General features: G+C 63.0%; 19 protein-coding genes. 10 read left to right on the forward strand and 9 right to left on the reverse strand.

Annotation, left to right across the window (positions count from 1 at the left end):
* Positions 1 to 63: 63 nt before the first annotated feature.
* The 4 genes from J4D99_RS15725 (at position 64) to J4D99_RS15740 (ending at position 4,569) form a co-directional block, all read left to right on the forward strand.
* Complete coding sequence (locus J4D99_RS15725) at positions 64 to 870, forward strand: ribonuclease H-like domain-containing protein (RefSeq protein WP_208132685.1); 807 nt, start codon at positions 64 to 66, stop codon at positions 868 to 870.
* A gap of 15 nt (positions 871 to 885) precedes the next feature.
* Positions 886 to 1,581, forward strand: a complete 696-nt coding sequence (locus tag J4D99_RS15730; RefSeq protein ID WP_208132686.1) for a potassium channel family protein — start codon at positions 886 to 888, stop codon at positions 1,579 to 1,581.
* A gap of 96 nt (positions 1,582 to 1,677) precedes the next feature.
* Positions 1,678 to 4,002 (forward strand): M20/M25/M40 family metallo-hydrolase, encoded by a 2,325-nt coding sequence (locus J4D99_RS15735; RefSeq protein WP_208132687.1) that lies wholly within the window; start codon positions 1,678 to 1,680, stop codon positions 4,000 to 4,002.
* Positions 4,003 to 4,071: 69 nt separating this feature from the next.
* Entirely contained in the window at positions 4,072 to 4,569 is a 498-nt protein-coding gene (locus J4D99_RS15740; RefSeq protein ID WP_208132688.1) for a hypothetical protein, read from the forward strand.
* Positions 4,570 to 4,644: 75 nt separating this feature from the next.
* On the opposite strand, the gene J4D99_RS15745 is transcribed toward J4D99_RS15740, so the two are convergent.
* The 3 genes from J4D99_RS15745 to J4D99_RS15755 all read right to left on the reverse strand — a co-directional run bounded on the left by J4D99_RS15745 (position 4,645) and on the right by J4D99_RS15755 (position 7,036).
* The gene (locus J4D99_RS15745; RefSeq protein ID WP_208132689.1) at positions 4,645 to 5,694 is read right to left on the reverse strand and encodes an NAD(P)-dependent alcohol dehydrogenase; all 1,050 of its coding nucleotides are present in this window, start codon (positions 5,692 to 5,694) and stop codon (positions 4,645 to 4,647) included.
* A 92-nt stretch (positions 5,695 to 5,786) separates the two neighbouring features.
* Positions 5,787 to 6,467 carry a DUF1990 domain-containing protein gene (locus J4D99_RS15750; RefSeq protein ID WP_208132690.1) on the reverse strand — a complete coding sequence of 227 codons (681 nt, stop codon included), beginning with the start codon at positions 6,465 to 6,467 and terminating at the stop codon, positions 5,787 to 5,789.
* Positions 6,464 to 7,036, reverse strand: coding sequence for a DUF1990 family protein (locus J4D99_RS15755; protein ID WP_208132691.1), 573 nt, complete (start codon positions 7,034 to 7,036; stop codon positions 6,464 to 6,466). Before J4D99_RS15755 ends, J4D99_RS15750 begins: the two co-directional genes overlap by 4 nt.
* A gap of 169 nt (positions 7,037 to 7,205) precedes the next feature.
* Here J4D99_RS15755 and nfi point away from each other — a divergent pair, with 169 nt between their 5' ends.
* Positions 7,206 to 7,895: a deoxyribonuclease V gene (gene nfi / locus J4D99_RS15760; protein WP_208132692.1), complete on the forward strand. Its 690-nt coding sequence runs from the start codon at positions 7,206 to 7,208 to the stop codon at positions 7,893 to 7,895.
* Between the two features lie 167 nt (positions 7,896 to 8,062).
* A complete protein-coding gene (locus J4D99_RS15765; protein ID WP_208132693.1) occupies positions 8,063 to 10,756 on the forward strand; it encodes a M43 family zinc metalloprotease in 2,694 nt (897 codons plus the stop codon).
* A 24-nt stretch (positions 10,757 to 10,780) separates the two neighbouring features.
* On the opposite strand, the gene J4D99_RS15770 is transcribed toward J4D99_RS15765, so the two are convergent.
* The 4 genes from J4D99_RS15770 to mnmH all read right to left on the reverse strand — a co-directional run bounded on the left by J4D99_RS15770 (position 10,781) and on the right by mnmH (position 14,305).
* Positions 10,781 to 11,674: a glutamate--tRNA ligase family protein gene (locus J4D99_RS15770; protein WP_208132694.1), complete on the reverse strand. Its 894-nt coding sequence runs from the start codon at positions 11,672 to 11,674 to the stop codon at positions 10,781 to 10,783.
* 127 nt (positions 11,675 to 11,801) lie between these two features.
* On the reverse strand, positions 11,802 to 12,863 hold the full coding sequence (selD, locus tag J4D99_RS15775) for a selenide, water dikinase SelD (protein ID WP_208132695.1): 1,062 nt from the start codon (positions 12,861 to 12,863) through the stop codon (positions 11,802 to 11,804).
* Between the two features lie 19 nt (positions 12,864 to 12,882).
* A complete protein-coding gene (locus J4D99_RS15780; protein WP_208132696.1) occupies positions 12,883 to 13,272 on the reverse strand; it encodes a VOC family protein in 390 nt (129 codons plus the stop codon).
* Positions 13,238 to 14,305 (reverse strand): tRNA 2-selenouridine(34) synthase MnmH, encoded by a 1,068-nt coding sequence (mnmH, locus tag J4D99_RS15785; RefSeq protein ID WP_208132697.1) that lies wholly within the window; start codon positions 14,303 to 14,305, stop codon positions 13,238 to 13,240. The genes J4D99_RS15780 and mnmH overlap by 35 nt, the downstream gene beginning before the upstream one ends.
* Before the next feature lie 121 nt (positions 14,306 to 14,426).
* On the opposite strand from mnmH, the gene J4D99_RS15790 reads away from it, so the two are divergent.
* Together J4D99_RS15790 and J4D99_RS15795 are read left to right on the forward strand one after the other, a co-directional pair.
* On the forward strand, positions 14,427 to 15,905 hold the full coding sequence (locus J4D99_RS15790; protein ID WP_208132698.1) for a complex I subunit 4 family protein: 1,479 nt from the start codon (positions 14,427 to 14,429) through the stop codon (positions 15,903 to 15,905).
* 126 nt (positions 15,906 to 16,031) lie between these two features.
* Positions 16,032 to 17,456, forward strand: a complete 1,425-nt coding sequence (locus J4D99_RS15795) for an NADH-quinone oxidoreductase subunit N (protein ID WP_208132699.1) — start codon at positions 16,032 to 16,034, stop codon at positions 17,454 to 17,456.
* Between the two features lie 86 nt (positions 17,457 to 17,542).
* Here J4D99_RS15795 and J4D99_RS15800 read toward each other — a convergent pair whose 3' ends face one another.
* Positions 17,543 to 18,937, reverse strand: coding sequence for an NAD(P)/FAD-dependent oxidoreductase (locus J4D99_RS15800; RefSeq protein ID WP_208132700.1), 1,395 nt, complete (start codon positions 18,935 to 18,937; stop codon positions 17,543 to 17,545).
* Between the two features lie 86 nt (positions 18,938 to 19,023).
* On the reverse strand, positions 19,024 to 19,698 hold the full coding sequence (locus tag J4D99_RS15805) for a carboxypeptidase-like regulatory domain-containing protein (protein ID WP_208132701.1): 675 nt from the start codon (positions 19,696 to 19,698) through the stop codon (positions 19,024 to 19,026).
* 106 nt (positions 19,699 to 19,804) lie between these two features.
* On the opposite strand from J4D99_RS15805, the gene J4D99_RS15810 reads away from it, so the two are divergent.
* Positions 19,805 to 20,212, forward strand: a complete 408-nt coding sequence (locus J4D99_RS15810; protein ID WP_208132702.1) for an ArsR/SmtB family transcription factor — start codon at positions 19,805 to 19,807, stop codon at positions 20,210 to 20,212.
* A 59-nt stretch (positions 20,213 to 20,271) separates the two neighbouring features.
* Entirely contained in the window at positions 20,272 to 20,592 is a 321-nt protein-coding gene (locus tag J4D99_RS15815) for a (2Fe-2S) ferredoxin domain-containing protein (protein ID WP_208132703.1), read from the forward strand.
* Positions 20,593 to 20,607 lie beyond the last annotated feature (15 nt).

Consider the following 20,607-nt stretch of genomic DNA (forward strand, 5'->3'; position numbering starts at 1 on the left):
TTCCCGCGCTTACCCGATATGTTGCTTAGCTTTGGCCTAGTTGCTCGCTGCTTTCTGGCCTTTATGAATATTCTGCGTCACGTTGACCTGACCCGCGTTTTCTTCGTTGATATTGAAACCGTGCCGGGCCACCCTAGCCACGCCGAGCTGCCCGCCGCCCACCAGCCGCTATGGGCCCGGTTTTGCGAAAAGCGCCACGCCAAGGAGCTGGCCGAAGGCCAAACGCACGCCGAATTGTTTGCCAACGGCGGCCTCTACGCCGAGTTTGGCAAGGTAGTATGCATCTCGGTAGGCTTCTTCCGGCCCTTAAAAGATGAGACGCTGGAGTTTCGCACCAAGTCGTTTGCCGCCGATGATGAGTGCGAAGTGCTGCGCAGCTTCGGGCAGTTTCTGGCCCGCTACGCGCCCTACGGCCCTAGCCGCTACGCCAAGCTCGAAACGGCCGGGCCCGATGGTTACTTTTTGTGCGCCCACAACGGCCGGGAGTTTGACTATGGCTACCTGGGCCGGCGCATGCTCATTTGCGGGCAGCCCATTCCGCCCATGCTCGACGTGGCCGGCCACAAGCCCTGGGACCTCCCCCACCTGCTCGACACCATGGAGCTGTGGAAGTTTGGCGACAACAAGGGCTATATTTCCCTGCCGCTGCTGGCGGGCGTGTTCAATATTCCGTCGCCCAAAGACGACATCGACGGCTCGCACGTGGCGCGGGTATACTGGGAGGATAAAGACCTGGGCCGCATCGTCACGTACTGCGAAAAGGACGTTATCACCACCGCCCGCGTGTATCTGCACTACGCCGGACAGCAGGAGCTGTGGCCCGAAGTGCAGCTGACCCAGGTGCCGTGGGTGGCCGGCGTATCGGCCTAGCCCCCGCGCCCCGCTATGCGCCTGCCCAAGCCCCTGGCCGAGCGGCGGCTCGGCCTGCTCAACTTCGCCGTCATCGTGCTGTCGGTGTACGTGCTGGTGGCCCTGCTGGTGAGCCTTATTTTCCGGCTGCCACCCGAAACGGCGCACCTGCTCGACCTGGCCGACAACGCCATCTGCGCATTTTTTCTGCTGGAATTTACCGTTCGCTTTTTTCGCACGCCCAATAAACTGGCTTTTTTGAAATGGGGCTGGATAGACCTGATTTCCAGCGTACCGCAAGTGTCGTGGCTACGGGCGGGGCGCACGCTGCGGCTGGTGCGGCTGCTGCGCATTTTGCGCGCCTTTCGCTCGACCAAGCACCTGCTGCACCACTTGTTTCGGAGCCGGGTGCAGGGCACATTTGCGGCGGCGGCGCTGGTGGCAGCGCTCATGGTCATTTTTTCGGCCATCGCCATTTTGCAGGTCGAAACCCGGCCCGACAGCAACATTAAAACGGCCGAAGATGCGCTGTGGTGGGCTTATTCGACCATTACCACCGTGGGCTACGGCGATAAATACCCCGTGACTGGGGCGGGCCGGCTCATTGCGGCGGCCCTCATGACGGTGGGCGTGGGCTTGTTTGGCACGTTCACCGGGTTTCTGGCCTCGTGGTTTGTGCAAGCGCGCCAGCCCGCGCCCCCGGCCGAGCCCTCGCCCCCTGAAGCACCCTAGCCAGTGCGGTCAAACTGGCAGCCATGAATAACTTGCGCCCGCTGAAACGCAGCGGCTAGCTGGCTGGCTCCTTCGCAATGTCAGCCCGCTCGCGCTATGCCCAATTCTTTTCTCCGCTGGCTGCCGCTGCTGGGGCTGGCCCTGCTGGCCGGCCTGGCGGTGTGGCTGGTACGCCCGCCACAGCCAGTGCCCGCCACCGCGCCTACCACCGAGTTTTCGGCCTACCGGGCCCTGCGCGATGTGGCCCTGGTGGCTAGCCAACCCCATTCGCTGGGCTCGCCAGCCAATGCCCAGGTGCGCGACTACCTGCTGACCCGCTGCCGCGAGCTGGGGCTAGCCCCCTCCGTGCAGGAATTGAGCCTGGTACTTACTAACCCCGGCCAGCTGGCCGCCGCACGGGTTCAGAACGTGGCGGTTCGCCTGCCCGGCACCCAGCCAGGGGGCAAGGCCGTGCTGGTGCTGGCCCACTATGACTCGCAGCCCCACACCCCCGGCGCCGGCGACGATGGCGCCGGCGTGGCCGCCATGCTCGAAACCATCCGGGCTCTGCGGGCCGGGCCGCCCCTGCAAAACGACGTTATCTGGCTCTTTACCGATGGCGAGGAAGCCGGCCTGCTGGGTGCCCGCGCCTACGCCGCCGATACGGCCCGCCTACGCCGCGAGGTGGGCGTGGCCCTCAACTTCGAGGGCCGGGGCAACGCCGGCCCTAGCCTCACCTTCGAGGTCAGCTCCCAGAATGGCTGGGTAATGCGTGAATACGCTAAGGCCGCACCCTACCCCATCGCGTCGTCGCTGTTTTACGAGGCCTACCGGCAGCTGCCCAACAACACCGATTTCACGCCCCTGCGCCAGGCTGGTATCGCGGGCCTGAACTTCGCCTTTGTCGATGGCCACCCCTACTACCACAGCCCCGCCGACACGCCCGGCCACCTCGACCTGGGCTCCTTGCAGCACCACGGCTCGTACATGCTGAGCCTAGTGCGGCACTTCGGCGACATCCCACTCACGCATACCAAGGCGCCCGACGATACTTTTTTTAACCCCATCGGCACCTGGCTGGTGCGCTACCCCGCCGCCTGGAACCTGCCACTTACCCAGCTCACTATCAGCCTGCTGCTACTCACGCTGGTGCTGGCTTACTTGCGTGGCCGCCTGCGCTGGGCAGGCTTGGCAGGCGGGGTGCTGGCCTGGGTGGGTGGGCTAGCCCTGCTGCTGGCAGCCGGCTGGGGCCTGCTCACGCTGGTGGCTACTGTCTACCCGCAATACTCGGCCTTCTACGACCGGGCTTCTTACAATGCGCTGGCCTACCAAGGCGCGCTGCTGGCGCTGGCGCTCGCCCTGTTTGCGGCTTACTATGGGGCACTGAGCCGCTTTATGCGGCCCGCTTCGCTGGTGGGCGGGGCCTTGCTGATACTGGCCTTGCCGCTTGGGCTAGTGCAATGGCAGGCACCTTCGTCGGCGTTTTTGCTGGCCTGGCCGCTGCTGGCGGCTACGCTGGCCTGGGCCTGGGGGCTGCGCCGGGCCGCTAGCCCGGGTCGGCCGGCCACGGCGGGCGTAGTCGAGGGGCTGCTCGCAGTGCCGGCCGTGGCGCTGCTGGTACCTGCTATTTATTTGCTGCTCATTATTTTTGGGCTGAGCGTACTCGTGCTGGTAGCCGTGCTGTTTTTAGCCATGCTGCTGGGGCTACTATTGCCTTTGCTGCTGCCAGTGCTGAGCTTGCACACGGGGCCCGGCCGGCGGCCGGCTACCAGCTGGCTGCTGCCGGGCCTGGCCCTGGCCGAAACGCTGGCTGCCCTGCTCATGGGCCACCTCACGCGCCAGCCTACGGCGGCTCAGCCCCAGCAAACGCACTTATTTTATGTGCTGGATGCCGCCCATAACCAGGCCTATTGGCTGTCGGCCGCGCCCCGGCCCGATGCCTGGACGCGCCAGGTGCTGACCCGCCCGCAGCTGGCACCGCTGCCCGTCGTTTTACCGCCAGCGGCCGGGCCGGTGCTGCACCAGGCGGCGCCGGTGCTGCCGCTAGCCCCCGCTACCGTGAAGGTGCTGGCCGATAACCAGGTAGCCGGCCACCGCCGGCTGCGCCTGCTGCTGCAGCCCGGCCGCGCCGATGTGAACAGCCTAACGCTGCGCCTCGGCGGTGCCGCGCGGGTGCTGGGCCTGCGCGTAGTCGACCAATCGGTGCCGGCCGCCAGCCTGCCACCCACGGCGGCAGCAGTCGATTTTCAGTTTTTCGCCCCGGCTCCTCAGGGCGAAGAGGTGGTAGTGGACCTAGCCGATGCCGCACCCCTGCACCTGGTTGTTACCACGCGCAGCCTGGGCCTGCCGGCCAGCCTGGCGCCGCCTATGCCGGCTACAGTAGTGCCCGCACCGGGCTACAATAGCTTCACCACGCAGGTGCGGCAGGAGTTTGAATTGTAACCACCGGTCTCATTATCATTTATAATTAATAATTACCAGTATATTAGCCGTATTGAATTAATTTTCCCCATGCCACTCCGTGTCAAGCACCATTTTGCCGGCTGGCTAGGGCTAGCCGCTTGTAGCCTCACCAGCTGCAACCTTCATCCCTGCTACCCCAACGACCCCGGGCCTCAGCCCTTCGGGGTAGCCTTCAGCACCGACACGCTGGGCACAGGCAAGGGCTTTCGCAAGGCTGAGGCCTTTTCGGCCTACCTGGTGCGCTACCGGGGCGCCGATTTCAGCCAGCCGCTCGATACGCTGCGGGCCAGCGACCGGCCCAAGTTGCCGATGGTTTTTTACTACGTCGACCGCACGCTCTTCTGCAACTTCCCGGCCGTGGGCAGCCCTAGCGACCCGCACAGCTACCGGCTCGAAGTGCCGGCCTCCCAGAAACGCTACGACATCAGCGACATTGTGCTCGAATATGGCGGCGTCGATAACTGCACGCGCACCATTGGCCGCTTCGATGCCCTCATCAACGGGCAGCGCGTGGATACCCGCCGCGGCTACGTCGCTACCAAATAATATCAATCAGGCTATTACAAAAAAAAGGCGGCCGCAGCTTTTCAGCTACGGCCGCCTTTTTAGCAGCTAGGTCCCTTAGTTGAGCGAAGCCACGTCAATCACGAAGCGGTACTTCACGTCGCCTTTCAGCATGCGCTCGTAGGCCTCGTTGATGTGCTGGATATCAATCATCTCAATGTCCGACATGATATTATGCTCGGCGCAGAAGTCGAGCATTTCCTGCGTTTCGGCAATGCCCCCAATGAGCGAGCCGGCCACGCGGCGGCGCTTGCTAATGAGGTTGAAGGCGTGCAGGTGCGGCGCCTCGCTGGGCACCCCTAGCAAAATCATGGTGCCGTCGAGGCGCAGCAGGTTCACGTAGGCGCCGAGGTCAATCTGGGCCGAGATGGTATTGATAATAAAGTCGAAGTAGTTGCCCACCGACTTAAACTGGTCTTTGTCGCTGGTTACCACAAACTTGTGGGCACCCAGGGCTTTGGCATCGGCTTCCTTATTGGCCGAGGTGCTAAGCACCGTTACTTCGGCGCCCAGGGCCACGGCAAACTTGACGGCCATGTGGCCCAGGCCACCCAGGCCCATTACGGCTACGCGGTGGCCGGGGCCTACTTTCCACTGGCGCAGGGGCGAGTAGGTGGTGATGCCGGCGCACAGCAGCGGGGCTACGCGGGCCAGGTCGAGCTTCTCGCTCACCTTCAGGGTGTATTTTTCATCGACCACGATGCTTTGCGAGTAGCCGCCGTAGGTGGGCTGGCCGGTCTTGATTTCGCGGCTGTTATAGGTGCCAATCATCCCGGTGGTTTCGCAGTACTGCTCCAGGCCTTCCTTGCACGACGAGCACTCGCGGCACGAGTCGACCATGCAGCCTACGCCGGCGAGGTCGCCTACTTTGAAGCCTTTGACGTGGTCGCCCACGGCCGACACGCGGCCCACGATTTCGTGGCCGGGCACCATCGGGAAGATAGAGCCGCCCCACTCGTCGCGAATCTGGTGCAGGTCGGAGTGGCACACGCCGCAGAACAGAATATCAATCTGCACATCGTGCGGGCCGGGGGCGCGGCGCTCCAGGGTGAAGGGTTCGAGGGGAATATTGGCGGCGGGGGCCGCATAGGCTTTCGTGGCGGACATCGGGCTGTCTATGGTTTGGGTTGAAGAAGGAACCTACAAAAACGCCGCGACGGCCCGGTGGGCTGCGGCGGCGCTTCTGGTTGATTGCCGGATTAACCTGCGGCCACAGGCTTTGTTTGCGGCCGGGCCAGTTCTTCGCCCACTAGCCGGCGCATGCGGGCCAGCGACTGGTGCGCAAACCTGCGCTGCAGCATGCGACCAAACAGCTTGAACCCCAGCCAGTAAAACGGGTTGCGAATCTGCCCGGGCTGCGACATGGCCTGAATGCGAAAATGCACCGCGCCGGTACCAAGGTTTTTGTGCAGCGAGAAGTTTATCTGGCCTTTCTCGAAGTGGCCTTCGAGGGTGCGGTAGCCGTAGCCCCACACGCGCTCGGGGCCATCGGGCCCCGCCTGGCTAGCCTCGTCCACGACATCGACCACGCGCACGCCGAAGTAAAAATTGAACACCAGAAAGTGCGCCCGCAGCACCATAATGCGCTGGTCGAGCGGCTGGCTAGGGTCGAAATAGCCCGTGATGAGGTCGGGCGGCGGAAAGGCATAGCGGCGCATCACGGCCTGCGCCGCTGCAAACGAGCCCGCCTCGGCCGGCGGACCGGGCGCCTCGGCGGGCAGGTCGGTGGCGTAGTGGTCGATGCGCCAGCCGGTGGCCGAGGTGTACTCGCGCACGTGCTCGTAGTCGTAGTTGACCTTGGCGTGGGCGTAGGCGTCGAGCTGGGCGCGGTACTGCTCCCAGGCAGGCGCCGCGCCGGCGGGGCTAGCGGGCTGGTTCATTGGGCGAGCTGTTGGGTGGTCGTGCCATCTTCGGCGTGGCGGGTGGTTTCGACTACTACCGGGCCTAGCGCCTGGCCGCCGCTGGCCTGGGCCACGCGCTCGCAAAACTCGACCCAGGTGGCTTCCTGCATCAGCTTGCCGCCGCCGAGGGTGTCGTAGGCAAAGGCCACCAACCCATCGCGCGAGCGGGCCCGCGAATGGATTTCGAAGCGCAGCGCATCGGGCCGGTCATCGAGCGGATGGACCTCAAAGCGGATGCGCCCGGCCTCGGGGTGGCCTTCCAGGGTCAGAAACTCGAAAAACGTGGGGCCTACTTCCGTCACGCGTACGCTGCCGTTCCAGGGCCCAAAAATCCTGATGTGAAACTCGTCGCCGGCGTGCAAGCTGCCCGCCTCGCCGCGTGTGCGCTCGAAATCGGCCAGCAAGCCGGGCGAAAAGTGGGGCACATCGGCCTGCACGGCGGCCATGAGCTGCGTGGGCGTGAGGCGGGGCCGCTCTACATCGATGTAGTAGCGGCGCTCTAGCTCAGGGCCAGTGCCCTGAGCGGCGGGCTGTGCGGAGTGAGGCATGTTGGTGAATGAGGAATTTAGAAGGAAGAAAGAAGAATAAGCGCTGGTTTTCTCCTGGCCGAATGCCTGCCGAGCGCATCGTTTACGTAGCGTAAACCTGCCCGGATAGGTTGCTCCGCTAGCCCCTATTTATCCTTCCTTTTCCCTTCTACCTCCTTCATTCACCAACATGGCCTATTTCCGTCCGCCCGGCCCACCGCCCGACCCCGCCCTGGTACGCAGCCTCACCGAGCAGCAGCAGACGCTGCGCCAGCGCGTGCGCGCCGAGCCGCTCGCCCACGAACCCCGACTCATCGGGGGCTGCGACTCGTCGTTTCCGACGCCCGATACCATTTTATCGGTGTTCGTGGTGCTGAAATTTCCGTCGTTGGAGCTGGTAGAGAAGGTGTACAACTACGGGCCTGTGAACATGCCCTACGTGCCGGGCTTTCTATCTTTTCGGGAGGCGCCGAATGTTATTCAGGCATTTGCCAAGCTCGAAAACAAGCCCGACGTGATAATGGTGGATGGCCACGGCATCGCGCACCCGCGCCGGGTGGGCATTGCCGCGCACCTGGGCGTGCTGCTCGACTGGCCCACCTTCGGAGTGGCCAAGCAGAAGCTGACAGGCACGTTTCAGGAGCCAGCAATCGAGAAAGGCAGCATCACGCCCCTGCTCGATGCCAAAACCGGCGAGCTCATCGGCGAAGTGCTGCGCAGCAAAGACAAGGTGCTGCCGCTGTTTGTGAGCCCCGGCCACCGCTGCGACCAGGCCACCGCTACGCGCCTCACGCTAGCCTGCCTGCGCGGCTACAAACTGCCCGAGCCCACCCGCCTGGCCGACCACTGGGCCGAAGAATTTAAAAAGGAGGTGCGCTAGCGCGAACGCGGCACCACCCCCGGCCCCTCTCTTTTGGAGAGTGACCGGGGGTGGTCTGCCCGTGAGGTACCCGCTCCGGTTAATCCAGAATTAACCCTAGCTGAGTAGCTTTACACTAGCTCTTTTTTCTCCCCAAATTGGCCACGCTGGCTGGCAGCGTTTTTACTATGTTGAAATGCGCTACGCTGCTGCTTAGCCTATGGCTGCTCACTTTTGGGGCGCTGCCGGGGGCTGGGCAAACGCCCATCCACGTAGGCCCGCGCACCTGCGCCACGCCGCAAGCTGATGCCGGGCAGCAGGCCCAGCTGGCACGCCACCTGCCCAGCTACCGGGCCGCCAAGCTGGCGGCCACGGCGCCCCGGGCACTGCGCACCGCAGCAGCCATGACTTACACGCTGCCCGTGGTGGTGCACATCGTGCACAATGGCGAGGCCGTGGGCACGGGCGCCAATATCAGCCAGGCACAGGTGCAGTCGCAGCTCGACGTACTGAACGAGGACTACCGCAACTTGAATGCCGATGGCGCCCTGGTGCCGACGGCGTTTCAGCCGGTGCGGGCCGATGCCCAGTTTCAGTTTGTGCTGGCCGTGCGCGACCCTAGCGGCCGGCTGCTGCCCGAGCCGGGCATCGACCGCGTAGACCGCAACGCGCTGGGCCTGTCCGCGCCGCCCTACGACCTTGCGACGGTGGAAAACAGCATTAAGCCCGCCACCGACTGGAACCCCGACCAGTACCTCAATATCTGGGTAATGGATACGGGCACCACGCTGCTTGGCTATGCGCAGTTTCCGGACAATACGGCGGGGCTGGGTGGCCTGAGCCCCTACGGCGGGGCGGCCAACACCGACGGGGTGGTTATCGCCTACGCCGCCTTTGGCCGGGTGGGCACCCTGTTCCCGAACTACAACAAGGGCCGTACCCTGACCCACGAGCTAGGCCACTGGCTGGGCCTGATTCACGTGTGGGGCGATTCGAGCTGCGGCAACGACTATTGTGCCGACACCCCGACCCAGGAAACCTCGAACACCGGCTGCCCGGCCTTTCCGCACGTGTCGTGCTCAAACGGGCCCACCGGCGACATGTTCATGAATTTTCTGGACTACTCCAACGATGCGTGCCTGCACCTGTTTACGGGCGACCAAAAGGGCCGTATGCAAGAGGTAATGGCCGCCGGCACGCCGCGGCGCGTGTCGCTGCTGACCTCGCCGGCGCTGTGCACGGGCACGCCCCTGGTGGCTACGGCGGCCGTGGCTGGCGGCAGCACGGCCTGCGCCGGCAGCGCGGTGACGCTAACGGCCAGCGGTCCGGCCGGCGCCAGCTACGACTGGAGCGGCCCGGCCGGCTTTGTCAGCACCCAGCAAAACCCCGTGCTGCCCGCCGTGACGGCCGCGCAGGCCGGCACCTATACCGTGCGGGTGGCCGTGACCACGGGCCTTTGCCCGGCCGCCGCCAGCACCACGCTCACCGTGAGCCCGGCGCCGCCTACGCCCGTGCTCACGGCTTCAGCGTCAACATTTTGCCCAAGCGCAGGCCCTTCGCTACTGCTCACGGCCACTAACCTGGCCGCCGGCGGCACCTTTACCTGGAGCGTGGTGAGCGGCGACGGGCTACCGACCACGGCCGCGGGCGCCAGCATTTTGGTTACGCCCACGCAGTCATCTACTTACCGGCTCACGGTGGCGGTGCCGGGCGGAGGCTGCACCTCGTCGGCCACGGTGAGTGTGCAGGCGCTGGCGCCGGTGTGGAGCGGCGCGGCCGGCAACGGCAACTGGTTTGACGCTGCCAACTGGGATGGCTGCGTACCTACCCGCGCCACCGATGCGCTTATTCCGGCGGGGCTGGCCACGCCCTACCCCACCATCGCGAGCGGTACGGCCGAGGTGCGCACACTCACACAACAGGGCCCACTGGTGCTGCGCGGCGGCGAGTTGGCCCTATACGGCGACCACCTCGGCACGGGGGCCTTCATGCACAGCGGCGGTACGCTGGCCACGCGCGGCGCAGGTGCTCAGAGCCTGCGCCCTGGCGAGTACCAAACGGTCCTCGTTAGTGGCACGGGCCTCAAAACCATTGGGGAGGCCACAATTAATCAAGCGCTTACGCTAGGCGGCGCGGTGCTTGCTACCGGCCCGGCAGTGCTCACGCTGGCCCCCGCCGCCACTATCACCGAAACCGACGCCAGCTACGTGCTGGGCCAGGTACAAACTACCCGCCCGGCTAGCCCTGGCGCCGAAGCCTTTGGCGGACTAGGCCTGACCATTGCCCCAGCGAGTGCGCCGGGTGCTACTACGGTACTGCGCACCACGGGCCAGCCCCAGGGCGTAGGCGCAGCCAGCAGCATCGGCCGCTATTTTGATATTCGGACGGCGGTGGGCCCCGGCGCCAGCCTCACACAATTCTATTTGCCGCATGAGTTGAACGGGCTGGGTGATAATCAGCTTACTATGTTTCATTCCGTTGACGGAGGCGCCACCTGGAGCAACGAAGGCACCACCCAACGCGATGCCACGGCCCACGCCCTGCGCCGTGCCTACGTCACGGACCTGAATGGCCGCTGGACCCTGGCCAGCGCGGCTAGCCCGCTCACGCTGGCGGCCGTCACCTACGCCATCAACGCCTTTCCGGTGCCCTTCGGGTCCGATGGGCTGTCGATACAAGTGACAACGGCTACTGCCGGGCCCCTCAACGTGCAGCTCTACGACCTGCTCGGCCGCGTCATCTACAGCCAGGACTTAGCGGCCGTTGAGGTGGGTACCAGCACGGTGGCCCTGCCCGGCTCGGGGCTGTTAGCCCCCGCCAAGTACGTGCTCGTGGTGCGCCAGGGCACCCAAACGGCCAAGCTCAACGTGGTGCGGCAGTAGCGCCTGGCCGCAAGCTGCAGGCGGCTAGCCCTGCTCCTGCGCGAAGACTGCCTGCAAAGTAGCCAGCGACGCGCCGGCCGCGATGGGCAGGCCCAGCAGCCGGGCCACGGCCGCATAGACTACCGTCGGCTGGCCAGCTTCCAGAATGCCCCGGTCGCCAGCAGCCTGGGTGGTCTTGCTCAGCTTATGGCCCGCCGCATCGGTGAGCAGGCTGTGGTGATAAAACCGGATATGCTCGGGGCTGAAGCCACGGGTTTCGGCTAGCTGGGCAGCTAACCAGAGTTGGGCAGCCGTGCTAGGCAATAGGTCGAGGCCGCGCACGATGAGGGTAGTACCTAGGCGCAAATCGTCGGCCACCGAGGCTAGCTGGTAGGCGGCCACGCCATCTTTTTTGCGCACCACAAAGTCGGGCATTTCGGCCGCCAGTGCCACCTGCACGGCACCCTGCCAGCCATCGGCCAGGCCGACAGTGGTGCCGGCCGGCACGCGCACCCGCCACGCCGCGCCGGGTGTGGCCAGTGGCACTACTGCCTGCGCAGCCTCGGCCGTGCGCGAGCGGGCGCTGCCGTACACCAGGCCCGGCTGCTGGGCCAGCCGCCGCAAAAGTCGGTTGTACTCGGGCAAGTGCAGCAGCTGCGAATAGTGCTGCAAAAAGTCATCGGGTCCGCTAGGGCCGTGGTCGTAGTCAAGCCCTAGCCAGTCGATTACCCGAAAAATAGTTGACAGATAAGGCCGCCGCAGCCGGGCACGGTCGAGGTCGTCGATGCGCAGGTGCATCGTACCGCCCGCTTGGCGCACCAGCAGCCAGGTCAGCACGAAGTTGACGGCGTTGCCCAGGTGCAGGTAGCCGCTGGGTGTGGGGGCTAGCCGGCCGACTATAGGTTTTTGATTTTCTGTTTCTTGTTTTTCGTTTGTCATTGCGAGCGCAACGAAGTGGAGCGCGGCAATCTTTACTTGTCGTCCACTTCAGCGGGTTAGTTAACCCAATGACAAAGGAAAGATTGCCGCGCTCCACTTCGTTGCGCTCGCAATGACAAACGATTATTTACTCCACCACAATCCAAGGCTCGCCTTCCGCGTGTGCCCTCAGCTCGCCGAAGCTTTGCAGGGCTAGTCCGTGGCGGGCAAAAACTGCCTGGGCCTCCGCTTCAGCCGCGCCGGGCTCTACGCATACCAGCAGGCCGCCCGAGGTCTGGGGGTCGCAGAGGTAGAATTTTTGCTCGTCCGTCAGCGGCCCTACTTTGTGGCCGTAGCTGGCAAAGTTGCGCACTGTGCCGCCGGGCACCGCGCCTTGCAGTAGGTAGCGCTCGGCCTCGGCCAGGCGCGGCACGTGGAAGTAGTTGACGACTGCCTGCAAGTCGCTGCCCTCGCACACCTCAGCCAGGTGCCCTAGCAGTCCGAAGCCGGTGACGTCGGTCATGGCCCGCACCCCGGCAATTTCGCCGAGCGCAGCGCCAATTTTATTGAGCTGGCGCATCTGGGCCGGGGCTACATCGGCATCCTCGGGGCTCAGGATTTCGCGCTTCTGGGCCGTAGTTAGAATGCCTACCCCTAGCGGCTTGGTGAGGTAGAGGCGGCAGCCGGCGGTGGCGGTGTCGTTGCGCTTGAGGTTCTGCTCGCTCACCAGGCCCGTCACAGCGAGCCCAAAAATGGGCTCGGGCGAGTCGATGCTGTGGCCGCCGGCCAGCGGAATACCTGCCTCGGCGCAAATGGCCCGGGCACCTTCGGTGACGCGGGCTGCTACCTCGGGCGGCAGCTTGTCGATGGGCCAGCCCAGCACCGCGATAGCCAGCAGCGGCTTGCCGCCCATCGCATACACGTCCGAAATGGCATTGGCCGAGGCGATGCGCCCGAAGTCGAAAGCATCATCGACGATGGGCATGAAAAAATCGGTGGTGCTGATAACGCACTGCCCCGCTTGCTCGGGCAGGCGGTACACGGCCGCATCGTCACGCGAGCCATTGCCGACCAGCAGGTTCTCATAATTGGGCTGCGGCAGGCTGCTGTGCAGGATTTTGTCGAGCACGCTAGGGGCAATTTTGCAGCCGCAGCCCGCGCCGTGGCTGTACTGGGTAAGGCGGATTTGGTCGAGGTCGGTGGGGGTCATAGCAGGTCGTCAGCTTTCGTTAAAAATTCCAGGCGGCTTGTTGCAGCACTACCCGATAACCGTCGGGGTCCTCAAAAGTGAGGCCCTGGCGGTCCCAATACGCATTGTGGGCCGGTACCGGCGGGTAGCCGTGGGCCTGCATCTGGGTCACGGCGGCTTCCCACTCGGCGCGCTCGGGCACATAAAAAACCAGCAGATTTTCGGCCGTGGGCGCGGGCAGCACCAGGTGGCCTGCTTGCTGCGTAAACTCCAAATGATACGATGCCTGCGGGTGCCCGAGCATCAGGCCATCGAACCCATCGTGGCCCGCAAAAGCATAGAGCTCGGCTAGCCCCAGACCATCCACGTAGAAACGGCGCAATGCTGCTAAGTCGTTAGTGGGCCGGGCTACTCGCAGCTTTGGAATCATGGCTATCCCACTTAGGTGAGGTGGATAAGTTAGGCGCGGCAGCGAGCACCAGCGCCGCATTAGCCGCCGCGTCGGTGCCCTGGGCCGCTACAGTTGTGGCCGGGCGGTCGGCCAGCCCGTAGCCGTAGGTTTTATCATAATAGGCCAGCACCAACTCTACCATGCGGGGCATGTCGCCATCGGCGATGGCCCCTAGCGCTTCTTTGGTCACGAGGCCGCCCAGGCGCTTGCGCAGGCGCAGCACGGCCGCCGCTAGCCCGGCCGCGTCGTGGCGGCCGTAGTCGGCTGCGAGATACTGAACACGGGCGGCCTGCGGCACATCTAGCACCACCAGCGGCGCGGCGCGCATTTGCTCAAAAAATGTGGCTGGGATGCCCAGGCTGCCGATGGTACGGCTCTCATCCTCCACCCAGATAGGCCGGTCGGTGGGCAGCTTGGCCAGGGCCGCGGCCAGGTCGTTTTCAAATTGCTCTTGGGTGGGCTGCGGCGGCTGGCCCAGACTGCCAAACGATGAGCCGAGGTGGTTGGCTAGGCCCTCTAAGTCCAGCACGGGCTCGCCACGCCGGGCCAGCTCGTGCAGTACGGCGGTTTTGCCGCTGCCGGTGTAGCCGCCCAGCACCCGCAGCTGGCGCGGGCGCGCAAACTCGGCCAAGGCCCAGCGGCGAAAATCTTTATAGCCCTTATCGAGCAAATTGACGTGGAAGCCGGCCAGCTCCAGCAGCCACAGCACGGCACCGCTGCGCATGCCGCCGCGCCAGCAGTGCAGGCGCACTTCCTGGCCGGGCGCCAGCTTTTTGGCCTGCTCCACCATCGCCCGCATCTTGGGGCCGAAGAAATCGAGGCCTAGCAAAATGGCCTTATCGGGGTTCACCTGCTTATAGGTGGTGCCGATGCGGGCACGCTCCTCATCGGTGAAAAGCGGCAGGCTCAGCGCCCCCGGAATGTGGCCCTGGGCATACTCGGCCGGGGCGCGCACGTCGAGGATAGGACCAGCGGCGGTGTCTAGAAAATCGGTAATCGGATGGCGAGGCATTAGAACAAACTTACGGGAAAGTCGCGCGAAGCTTCCGGCTTCCCGATGCGGGCAGTAAGTTTGCAGCTAATTCGCGGTAAACCCGCCGGGCTTCCGGCCGGTTTGCCGTGCGCTTTCGCTAATGCTGACAGCTTTTCTCGTTTTCTTCCCGCTTGCCGCCGCCCTGCTCCTTCACTTTGCCAAAGGCGGCGCGGCCCGCGCCCTGGCCCTGGGGGCTTCGCTACTCGAATTGGCCGTGGCCATCTTTGCCGCCTTCACCTACGCCCGCAGCGGGCCGGGCGCCCTCGATGTCAACCTCAGCTGGATACCCTCGGCGGGCATCAATTTCCACCTTGGTATTGACGGACTGAGCTTGTGCCTGGTGCTGCTTACGGCGGTGCTGGTGCCCATCATCCTGGCCACCGCCTTCCGCCACGACGAGTACGAGAACCCCGGCGCGTTCTACGCGCTGGTGCTATTCATGCAAACGGGTTTGCTAGGGGTATTCACGGCCCTCGACGCCTTTGTGTTCTATTTCTTCTGGGAAGTAGCGCTGATTCCAATCTACTTCCTGGCCGGCGCCTGGAGCCGCGCCGACCGCCGCATCGCTATTACGTTTAAGTTTTTCTTGTACACCATTATCGGCTCGCTCTTTATGCTGGCTGGCTTTGTGTACCTGTACCTGCAAACCGGACCGGCCGCCGGCTCGCTGGCCGCGCACTCGTCCGATATTCAGGCTATGTACACGGCGGGCAAGCAGCTAGCCGCCTCGCAGCAGGCGTGGGTATTCTGGCTCATCTTCGCCGCTTTTGCCGTGAAGATGCCCATCTTCCCCTTCCACACCTGGCAGCCCGACACTTATACCGAGTCGCCGGCTCCGGCCACGATGCTGCTCTCGGGCATCATGCTGAAAATGGGTATTTACGGCTGCCTGCGCTGGCTGCTTCCGGTCGTGCCGCTAGGGGTTAGCCAGTGGCAGCAGCTAGTGATGGTGCTGGCTATTATCGGCATTATCTACGGCGCCATCATCGCCATCCGCCAGCGCGATATGAAGCGGCTCATCGCCTACTCGTCGCTCTCGCACGTGGGCCTGATGATTGCGGGCGTATTCTCGCTAAAAGCTATTGGCCTGCAAGGTGCGGTGGTGCAGATGCTGGCCCACGGCGTAAACGTGGTGGGCATGTTCTTGGTGGCCGACGCCATTGAGCGCCGCACCGGCACCCGCGATTTGGCCGACCTCGGCGGCCTTACCCGCCGCACGCCGCTGCTCAGCGTGTGCTTTCTGGTGATGCTGCTTAGCACTGTGGCGCTGCCGCTCACAGGTGGCTTTGTAGGTGAATTCCTGCTGCTGGCCGGTGTGTACGAGTTCAATATGTGGGCCGGCGCCGTGGCAGGTCTCACCATTATTTTCTCGGCCGTGTACCTGCTACGCATGTATCAGCGCGCTATGCTTGGGCCCGATTCGGCTTACTCGGACACCATTACCGACCTCAGCGGCAAGGAGCTGTTCATGTTTGCCCCGCTCATCGCGCTGGTGTTCTGGCTGGGGTTGTTTCCGGGCACATTCCTGCACTTGTCCGAGCCTACCATCAGTAGCATTCTGACGGCCGTGGGCCGGTAACACTTACAGTGTCATGCTGACGAAGGAAGCATCTTATCAGGCTGATTTCGTCATCTTTTAAGCAGTTATTATTGAGCGCGAACGTGATAAGATGCTTCGCAGGCTCAGCATGACAGGCGTACTTCTATGCTTCCAATAGTTCTTCTCTCCGTCTTCGGCATCGTCAACCTGTTCTTAGGCTTCCTGCGCTCCAACCGGGCGCTGCTGCCCTTCGTGCTGGTGGTACTAGCCCTCGTCTTCGGCCTCAACCTGCTCGACTGGAACCACGCGGGCAGCCTGCCCGGCGTGTTCGACTCGCCCTACGTGGCCCAGATGCTGACCGTGAACAACTACTCGGTGGCCTTTGGGGGCATTGTGCTGCTCACGGCGCTGGTGCTGCTGCCCTTCTCGCGCTCCTACGTGGTAGCCGGCGAGCCCAACCTGGCCGAGTACTATTCGGTGCTGTTATTTTCGCTGGTGGGTGCCATCATGATGGTGAGCTACAACCACCTCATTATGCTCTTCGTGGGCATTGAGATTCTGAGCATTAGCATGTACGTGCTGGCCGGCTCCGACAAGCGTAACGTGCGCTCGAACGAAGCGGCGCTCAAGTACTTCCTGCAAGGCTCCTTTGCCACTGGCGTGCTGCTGTTCGGCATTGCGCTGGTATACGGTGCTACCGGCTCATTCCAGCTCGACGGGCTAGCCGCCGGCATCGCCGCCCCGGCTAATGCCAGCCTGCAACCCATGCTCTACGTGGGCGTGCTGCTGCTGGTAATCGGCATTGGCTTTAAAGTATCGGCTGCCCCCTTCCACTTCTGGACGCCCGACGTGTACGAGGGCACGCCCACGTTCTTCACTGCCTTTATGAGCACGGTGGTGAAAACCGCTGGCTTTGCGGCCTTCCTCAAGCTACTGGTAGTGGCCCTGCCCGGCACCAGCGCCGTGTGGCTGCCCACCATCATCGCCATGTGCATGCTCACGCTGCTGCTCGGCAATGTCGGCGCCGCCGTGCAAACCAGCGCCAAGCGTATGCTGGCTTACTCCAGCGTATCGCACGCGGGCTACCTGCTGCTAGGCCTTATCGCCGGCCGCGGCCAGCTGCAAGGCCCGGCCGCCCAAGGCATTTTCTTCTATAGCTTGGCCTATTCTATCGCCACGGTAGCCGCCTTCGGCGTGCTCAAGCTAGTAGCCGACCAGCGCCAGCGCGAAGATTACGCCGGCCTGGCCGGGCTAGCCCGCACCAACCCGCTGCTGGCTTTTGTAATGACGGTGGCTATGCTCTCGCTGGGTGGCATTCCGCTCACGGGCGGCTTCTTCGGCAAGTTTTTCATCTTCACGGCCGTGGCTGGCCAGGGTTATATCTGGCTGGTAGTGTTTGCGGTACTAATGAGCATGGTAGGTATTTACTATTACCTGCGGCCCGTCATTGCCATGTATATGCGCCCCGCCGAGCTGGGCAACGACACCCCGATTGTAGTCGATGGCTTTCAGTCGGCCACGCTGGTGCTGCTGGCTATGCTTACGCTGGTGCTGGGCATTCTGCCGGGCTTCCTGAGCGGCTTGCTGTAATACTGCCCTAGCGCTTCACTAAACGCAAAAAAGCCGCTGATATCAGCGGCTTTTTTGCGTTTAGTGAAGCGCTAGCCCCTTGCCAGCTAAGATGCCGGCGTCGGCTGCCCGGCCGGCTCCTGGATGGCCGGCGGCGTTGGGTTGTATTGCACCGTCGCCGTGGCGTGCTCGGCGGCGCGCTTGCCCTTGTCGTCTTTCATATCCTTGCGCGAAAACGGCCGGATAATAAGCCGCAGTGCCTGGTCGGAGCTGAAGTAGCTGAACGCCCAGTCTACGAGCGCCACCACTTTATTGCGGAAGCCGACCAGTAGAATGAGGTGAATAAAGAGCCAGGCTAACCACCCCAAAAAGCCTTTAAAGTGGATATCCTTGGGCATATCGACCACCGCCTTGTTGCGGCTGATGATAGCCATCACGCCCTTGTTGAGGTAGCTAAACTCCTTGGGCGCCTCGCCGCGAATGATGCGCGGCAGGTTTTCGGCCAGCAGGTCGGCCTGCTGCTGCGCCACGGGGGCTAGCATGGGCAGGCCCTTCGGCATGTCGGGCGTCACCATATTGGCCACGTCGCCGATAGCGAAGATGTTGGGCTGGCCCGGCAGCTGGTTCCACATATTCACGTTGATGCGCTTGTTGCGCGTCACGAGCTCATCGGGCAGCCCGGGCACGGCGGCGCCATTCACGCCGGCCGCCCATATCAGGTTTTCGGTCGGGATAAATTCGGTATCGGAGTAATACGCCCGGCCATCCTCAAACCGCTTGATGGCCGTGTTGAGCCGCACGATGACGTCGAGCCCATCCATGTAGCGCTTGGCATCTTCCTGCGAGGCCTTCGACATGGGGCCTAGCAGGGCCGGGCCGGCCTCAACCAGGAAAATTTGCATCTTCTTCAAATCCAGCTCGGGGTAGTCTTTGGGCAGCACGTGGCGGCGCATTTCGGCTAGCGAGCCGCTGATTTCGACGCCCGTAGGGCCGCCGCCCACTACCACGATATTGAGTAGCGCCTGCCGCTTTTCGGGGTCGGTTTCGAGCAGCGCCTGCTCGAAGTTCTGGAAGATGAAGCTCCGCAGATTCAGGGCATTCGGGATGCTCTTTATCTGCATCGCATTCTTCTCGATACTCTCAATGCCGAAGAAGTTGGTGAGCGAGCCGGTGGCCAGCACCAGGTAGTCGTAGCGAATGTCGCCCACGCTGGTTTGCACGGTGTTGGTGGCGGGCACTATGCCCTTCACGTCGGCCATGCGGTAGAAGAAATTATTCTGACCCGCGAAAATCTTGCGTATCGGGTACGCGATGCTGTCGGCTTCGAGCGCGCCGGTGGCCACCTGGTAGAGCAGCGGCTGAAAATTGTGGTAGTTGTTGCGGTCTACCATCACTACTTGCACCGGGGCATCGGCCAGCTTTTGGGCCAGCCGCAGGCCACCGAAGCCGCCGCCTACTATCACCACCCGCGGCTGCGCTGAGATTGGAAGATTCGTATCCATAGAAAAAGCAAAAGGTGGCAATTGACTGCCACCTTCACTTTACCTCAGAAACCGGCCTGGGGTTACCCTAGCAAGCTGGCTAGGCCCTAGTAATCAACGCCTTCCTTTTTCTTAAACTCGCCATCCTTCACTTGCTTCACCAGTTTGAGCCAGCTGAAAGGGTTGAGCAAGGGGTTGTTGCTCTGCGGGTTCGGGGCCACGCCCATGCGCCGGTCAAGGTCGAGCTGCTGCATCGACATTGTCTGGCGGTAGTTGGCGGTAGGGCCCATGGGCTGCGAGTTGAAAATCTTGCGCATCAGGTCCTCGTTGAGGTTATCGGCCGCAGCCGAGCCGCGCTCGGTAGGCAGGCGCAAGGCCAGAAATGCCTTCTTGAATTCCTTCTCGGTGGCATAGGGGAACACCCGCACTTCGGGCAGCACGGTAGCATCTTCCTGGAGCGAAATAATAACCGAGAAGCTTTGGCGCTGATAATCAGCCGGAATAACAATCGTTTGATTACGGTAGCCTAGCGAGCGAAACACAATGCTATCGCCGGCTAGCACGGGCATCGAGAAATAGCCGTAGGCATTGGAGGTAGTGCCGCGGCCAGCCTTGGGCACATAAACCGACGCACCGGGTACCCCCAGCAGGCTGTCGCCGCTGGCCACAATACCCGTGAACTGCACCACCCGGCGCTTGCCCTGAGCCCAGGCTTGGGAGCTAGCCAGCAGCCCGGTCATCAGTACCAGGCTCAGCAGCAAAAGGAAACGGCGAGTATTCACGAAGGAGAATAGCAAAAGGATACTGTAACAAATATACGAACCTGCCCGCCGCGCCGGTCGTACTTTTGGGGGCCGGCAGGGCCGGCTTAGGTAGTCTGAACGGTAGATGCGCGTAAAACATTTCCCGGTTGCATTCGGGCAGCAGCTTTTTAAGGCCCTCGGCGATGAGAGCCGCGTGCGCATTCTGCATTTGCTGTGGCGCAACCAGGAAATGGTGGTGGGTGATATCGAGCAAGTGCTTGACTTTACGCAAACTAAAACCTCGCGCCAGCTGGCTTACCTCAAAAATGCGGGCCTGGTGAGCATGCGCCGCCTCGACAACTGGATGTTTTATTTTCTGCGCGATGAAACCGCCGAGTTGCTCCAGCAATTGTTAGGGCTAATGGAGCGCGACCCGCAGCTCGTGCACGACCAGCAGATATACCAAACGCTGTGGAACAACCGCGAGCTGGCCGCCTATAAAATCCAAAACCGCCGCTGGCTGCCGCCTACGGCTAGTAAGAATGTAGCATGAGGAAGAGTTACTGTTAGGATACTGCTTCCTTTCTCCTATATTCCAAATCCAACTAAGCTATGCCCGAGCGCCGCGTATTCGTTTGCACCAATCAAAAGTCCGGCGTCGGGGAAGACCTGGCCAAGGCTCTCAAGAAAGAGTTGAAAGCTCAGGGCGTGAAGTCGCTGCTGCTAGGGGGTCAAAAAGTACATACCCGCATTCAGACCTGCAATTGCCTTGACCTCTGCAAGCATTGCAAGAAAGGCAATGGCGCGGCCCTGGTGGTGTATCCCGAGAACATTTATTATGGTGACGCCCGGCCCCGCGACGCCGAGCGTTTGGTGCAGTCGCTCGCTACGGGCCGCCCTGTAACCGACCTGCGCCTCGACCCCGAAAAATAGGCCCCTTGCTACCCT

The organism is Hymenobacter sp. BT559 (genome assembly GCF_017571525.1).
Lineage (GTDB): Bacteria > Bacteroidota > Bacteroidia > Cytophagales > Hymenobacteraceae > Hymenobacter > Hymenobacter ginsengisoli.

What these genes read in the sequence shown, in the direction of transcription:
- J4D99_RS15725 (WP_208132685.1), top strand. Translation starts at nt 64, where the DNA reads ATGAATATTCTGCGTCACGTTGACCTGACCCGCGTTTTCTTCGTTGAT.
- J4D99_RS15730 (WP_208132686.1), top strand. Translation starts at nt 886, where the DNA reads ATGCGCCTGCCCAAGCCCCTGGCCGAGCGGCGGCTCGGCCTGCTCAAC.
- J4D99_RS15735 (WP_208132687.1), top strand. Translation starts at nt 1,678, where the DNA reads ATGCCCAATTCTTTTCTCCGCTGGCTGCCGCTGCTGGGGCTGGCCCTG.
- J4D99_RS15740 (WP_208132688.1), top strand. Translation starts at nt 4,072, where the DNA reads ATGCCACTCCGTGTCAAGCACCATTTTGCCGGCTGGCTAGGGCTAGCC.
- J4D99_RS15745 (WP_208132689.1), bottom strand. Translation starts at nt 5,694, where the DNA reads ATGTCCGCCACGAAAGCCTATGCGGCCCCCGCCGCCAATATTCCCCTC.
- J4D99_RS15750 (WP_208132690.1), bottom strand. Translation starts at nt 6,467, where the DNA reads ATGAACCAGCCCGCTAGCCCCGCCGGCGCGGCGCCTGCCTGGGAGCAG.
- J4D99_RS15755 (WP_208132691.1), bottom strand. Translation starts at nt 7,036, where the DNA reads ATGCCTCACTCCGCACAGCCCGCCGCTCAGGGCACTGGCCCTGAGCTA.
- nfi (WP_208132692.1), top strand. Translation starts at nt 7,206, where the DNA reads ATGGCCTATTTCCGTCCGCCCGGCCCACCGCCCGACCCCGCCCTGGTA.
- J4D99_RS15765 (WP_208132693.1), top strand. Translation starts at nt 8,063, where the DNA reads ATGTTGAAATGCGCTACGCTGCTGCTTAGCCTATGGCTGCTCACTTTT.
- J4D99_RS15770 (WP_208132694.1), bottom strand. Translation starts at nt 11,674, where the DNA reads ATGACAAACGAAAAACAAGAAACAGAAAATCAAAAACCTATAGTCGGC.
- selD (WP_208132695.1), bottom strand. Translation starts at nt 12,863, where the DNA reads ATGACCCCCACCGACCTCGACCAAATCCGCCTTACCCAGTACAGCCAC.
- J4D99_RS15780 (WP_208132696.1), bottom strand. Translation starts at nt 13,272, where the DNA reads ATGATTCCAAAGCTGCGAGTAGCCCGGCCCACTAACGACTTAGCAGCA.
- mnmH (WP_208132697.1), bottom strand. Translation starts at nt 14,305, where the DNA reads ATGCCTCGCCATCCGATTACCGATTTTCTAGACACCGCCGCTGGTCCT.
- J4D99_RS15790 (WP_208132698.1), top strand. Translation starts at nt 14,427, where the DNA reads ATGCTGACAGCTTTTCTCGTTTTCTTCCCGCTTGCCGCCGCCCTGCTC.
- J4D99_RS15795 (WP_208132699.1), top strand. Translation starts at nt 16,032, where the DNA reads ATGCTTCCAATAGTTCTTCTCTCCGTCTTCGGCATCGTCAACCTGTTC.
- J4D99_RS15800 (WP_208132700.1), bottom strand. Translation starts at nt 18,937, where the DNA reads ATGGATACGAATCTTCCAATCTCAGCGCAGCCGCGGGTGGTGATAGTA.
- J4D99_RS15810 (WP_208132702.1), top strand. Translation starts at nt 19,805, where the DNA reads ATGCGCGTAAAACATTTCCCGGTTGCATTCGGGCAGCAGCTTTTTAAG.
- J4D99_RS15815 (WP_208132703.1), top strand. Translation starts at nt 20,272, where the DNA reads ATGCCCGAGCGCCGCGTATTCGTTTGCACCAATCAAAAGTCCGGCGTC.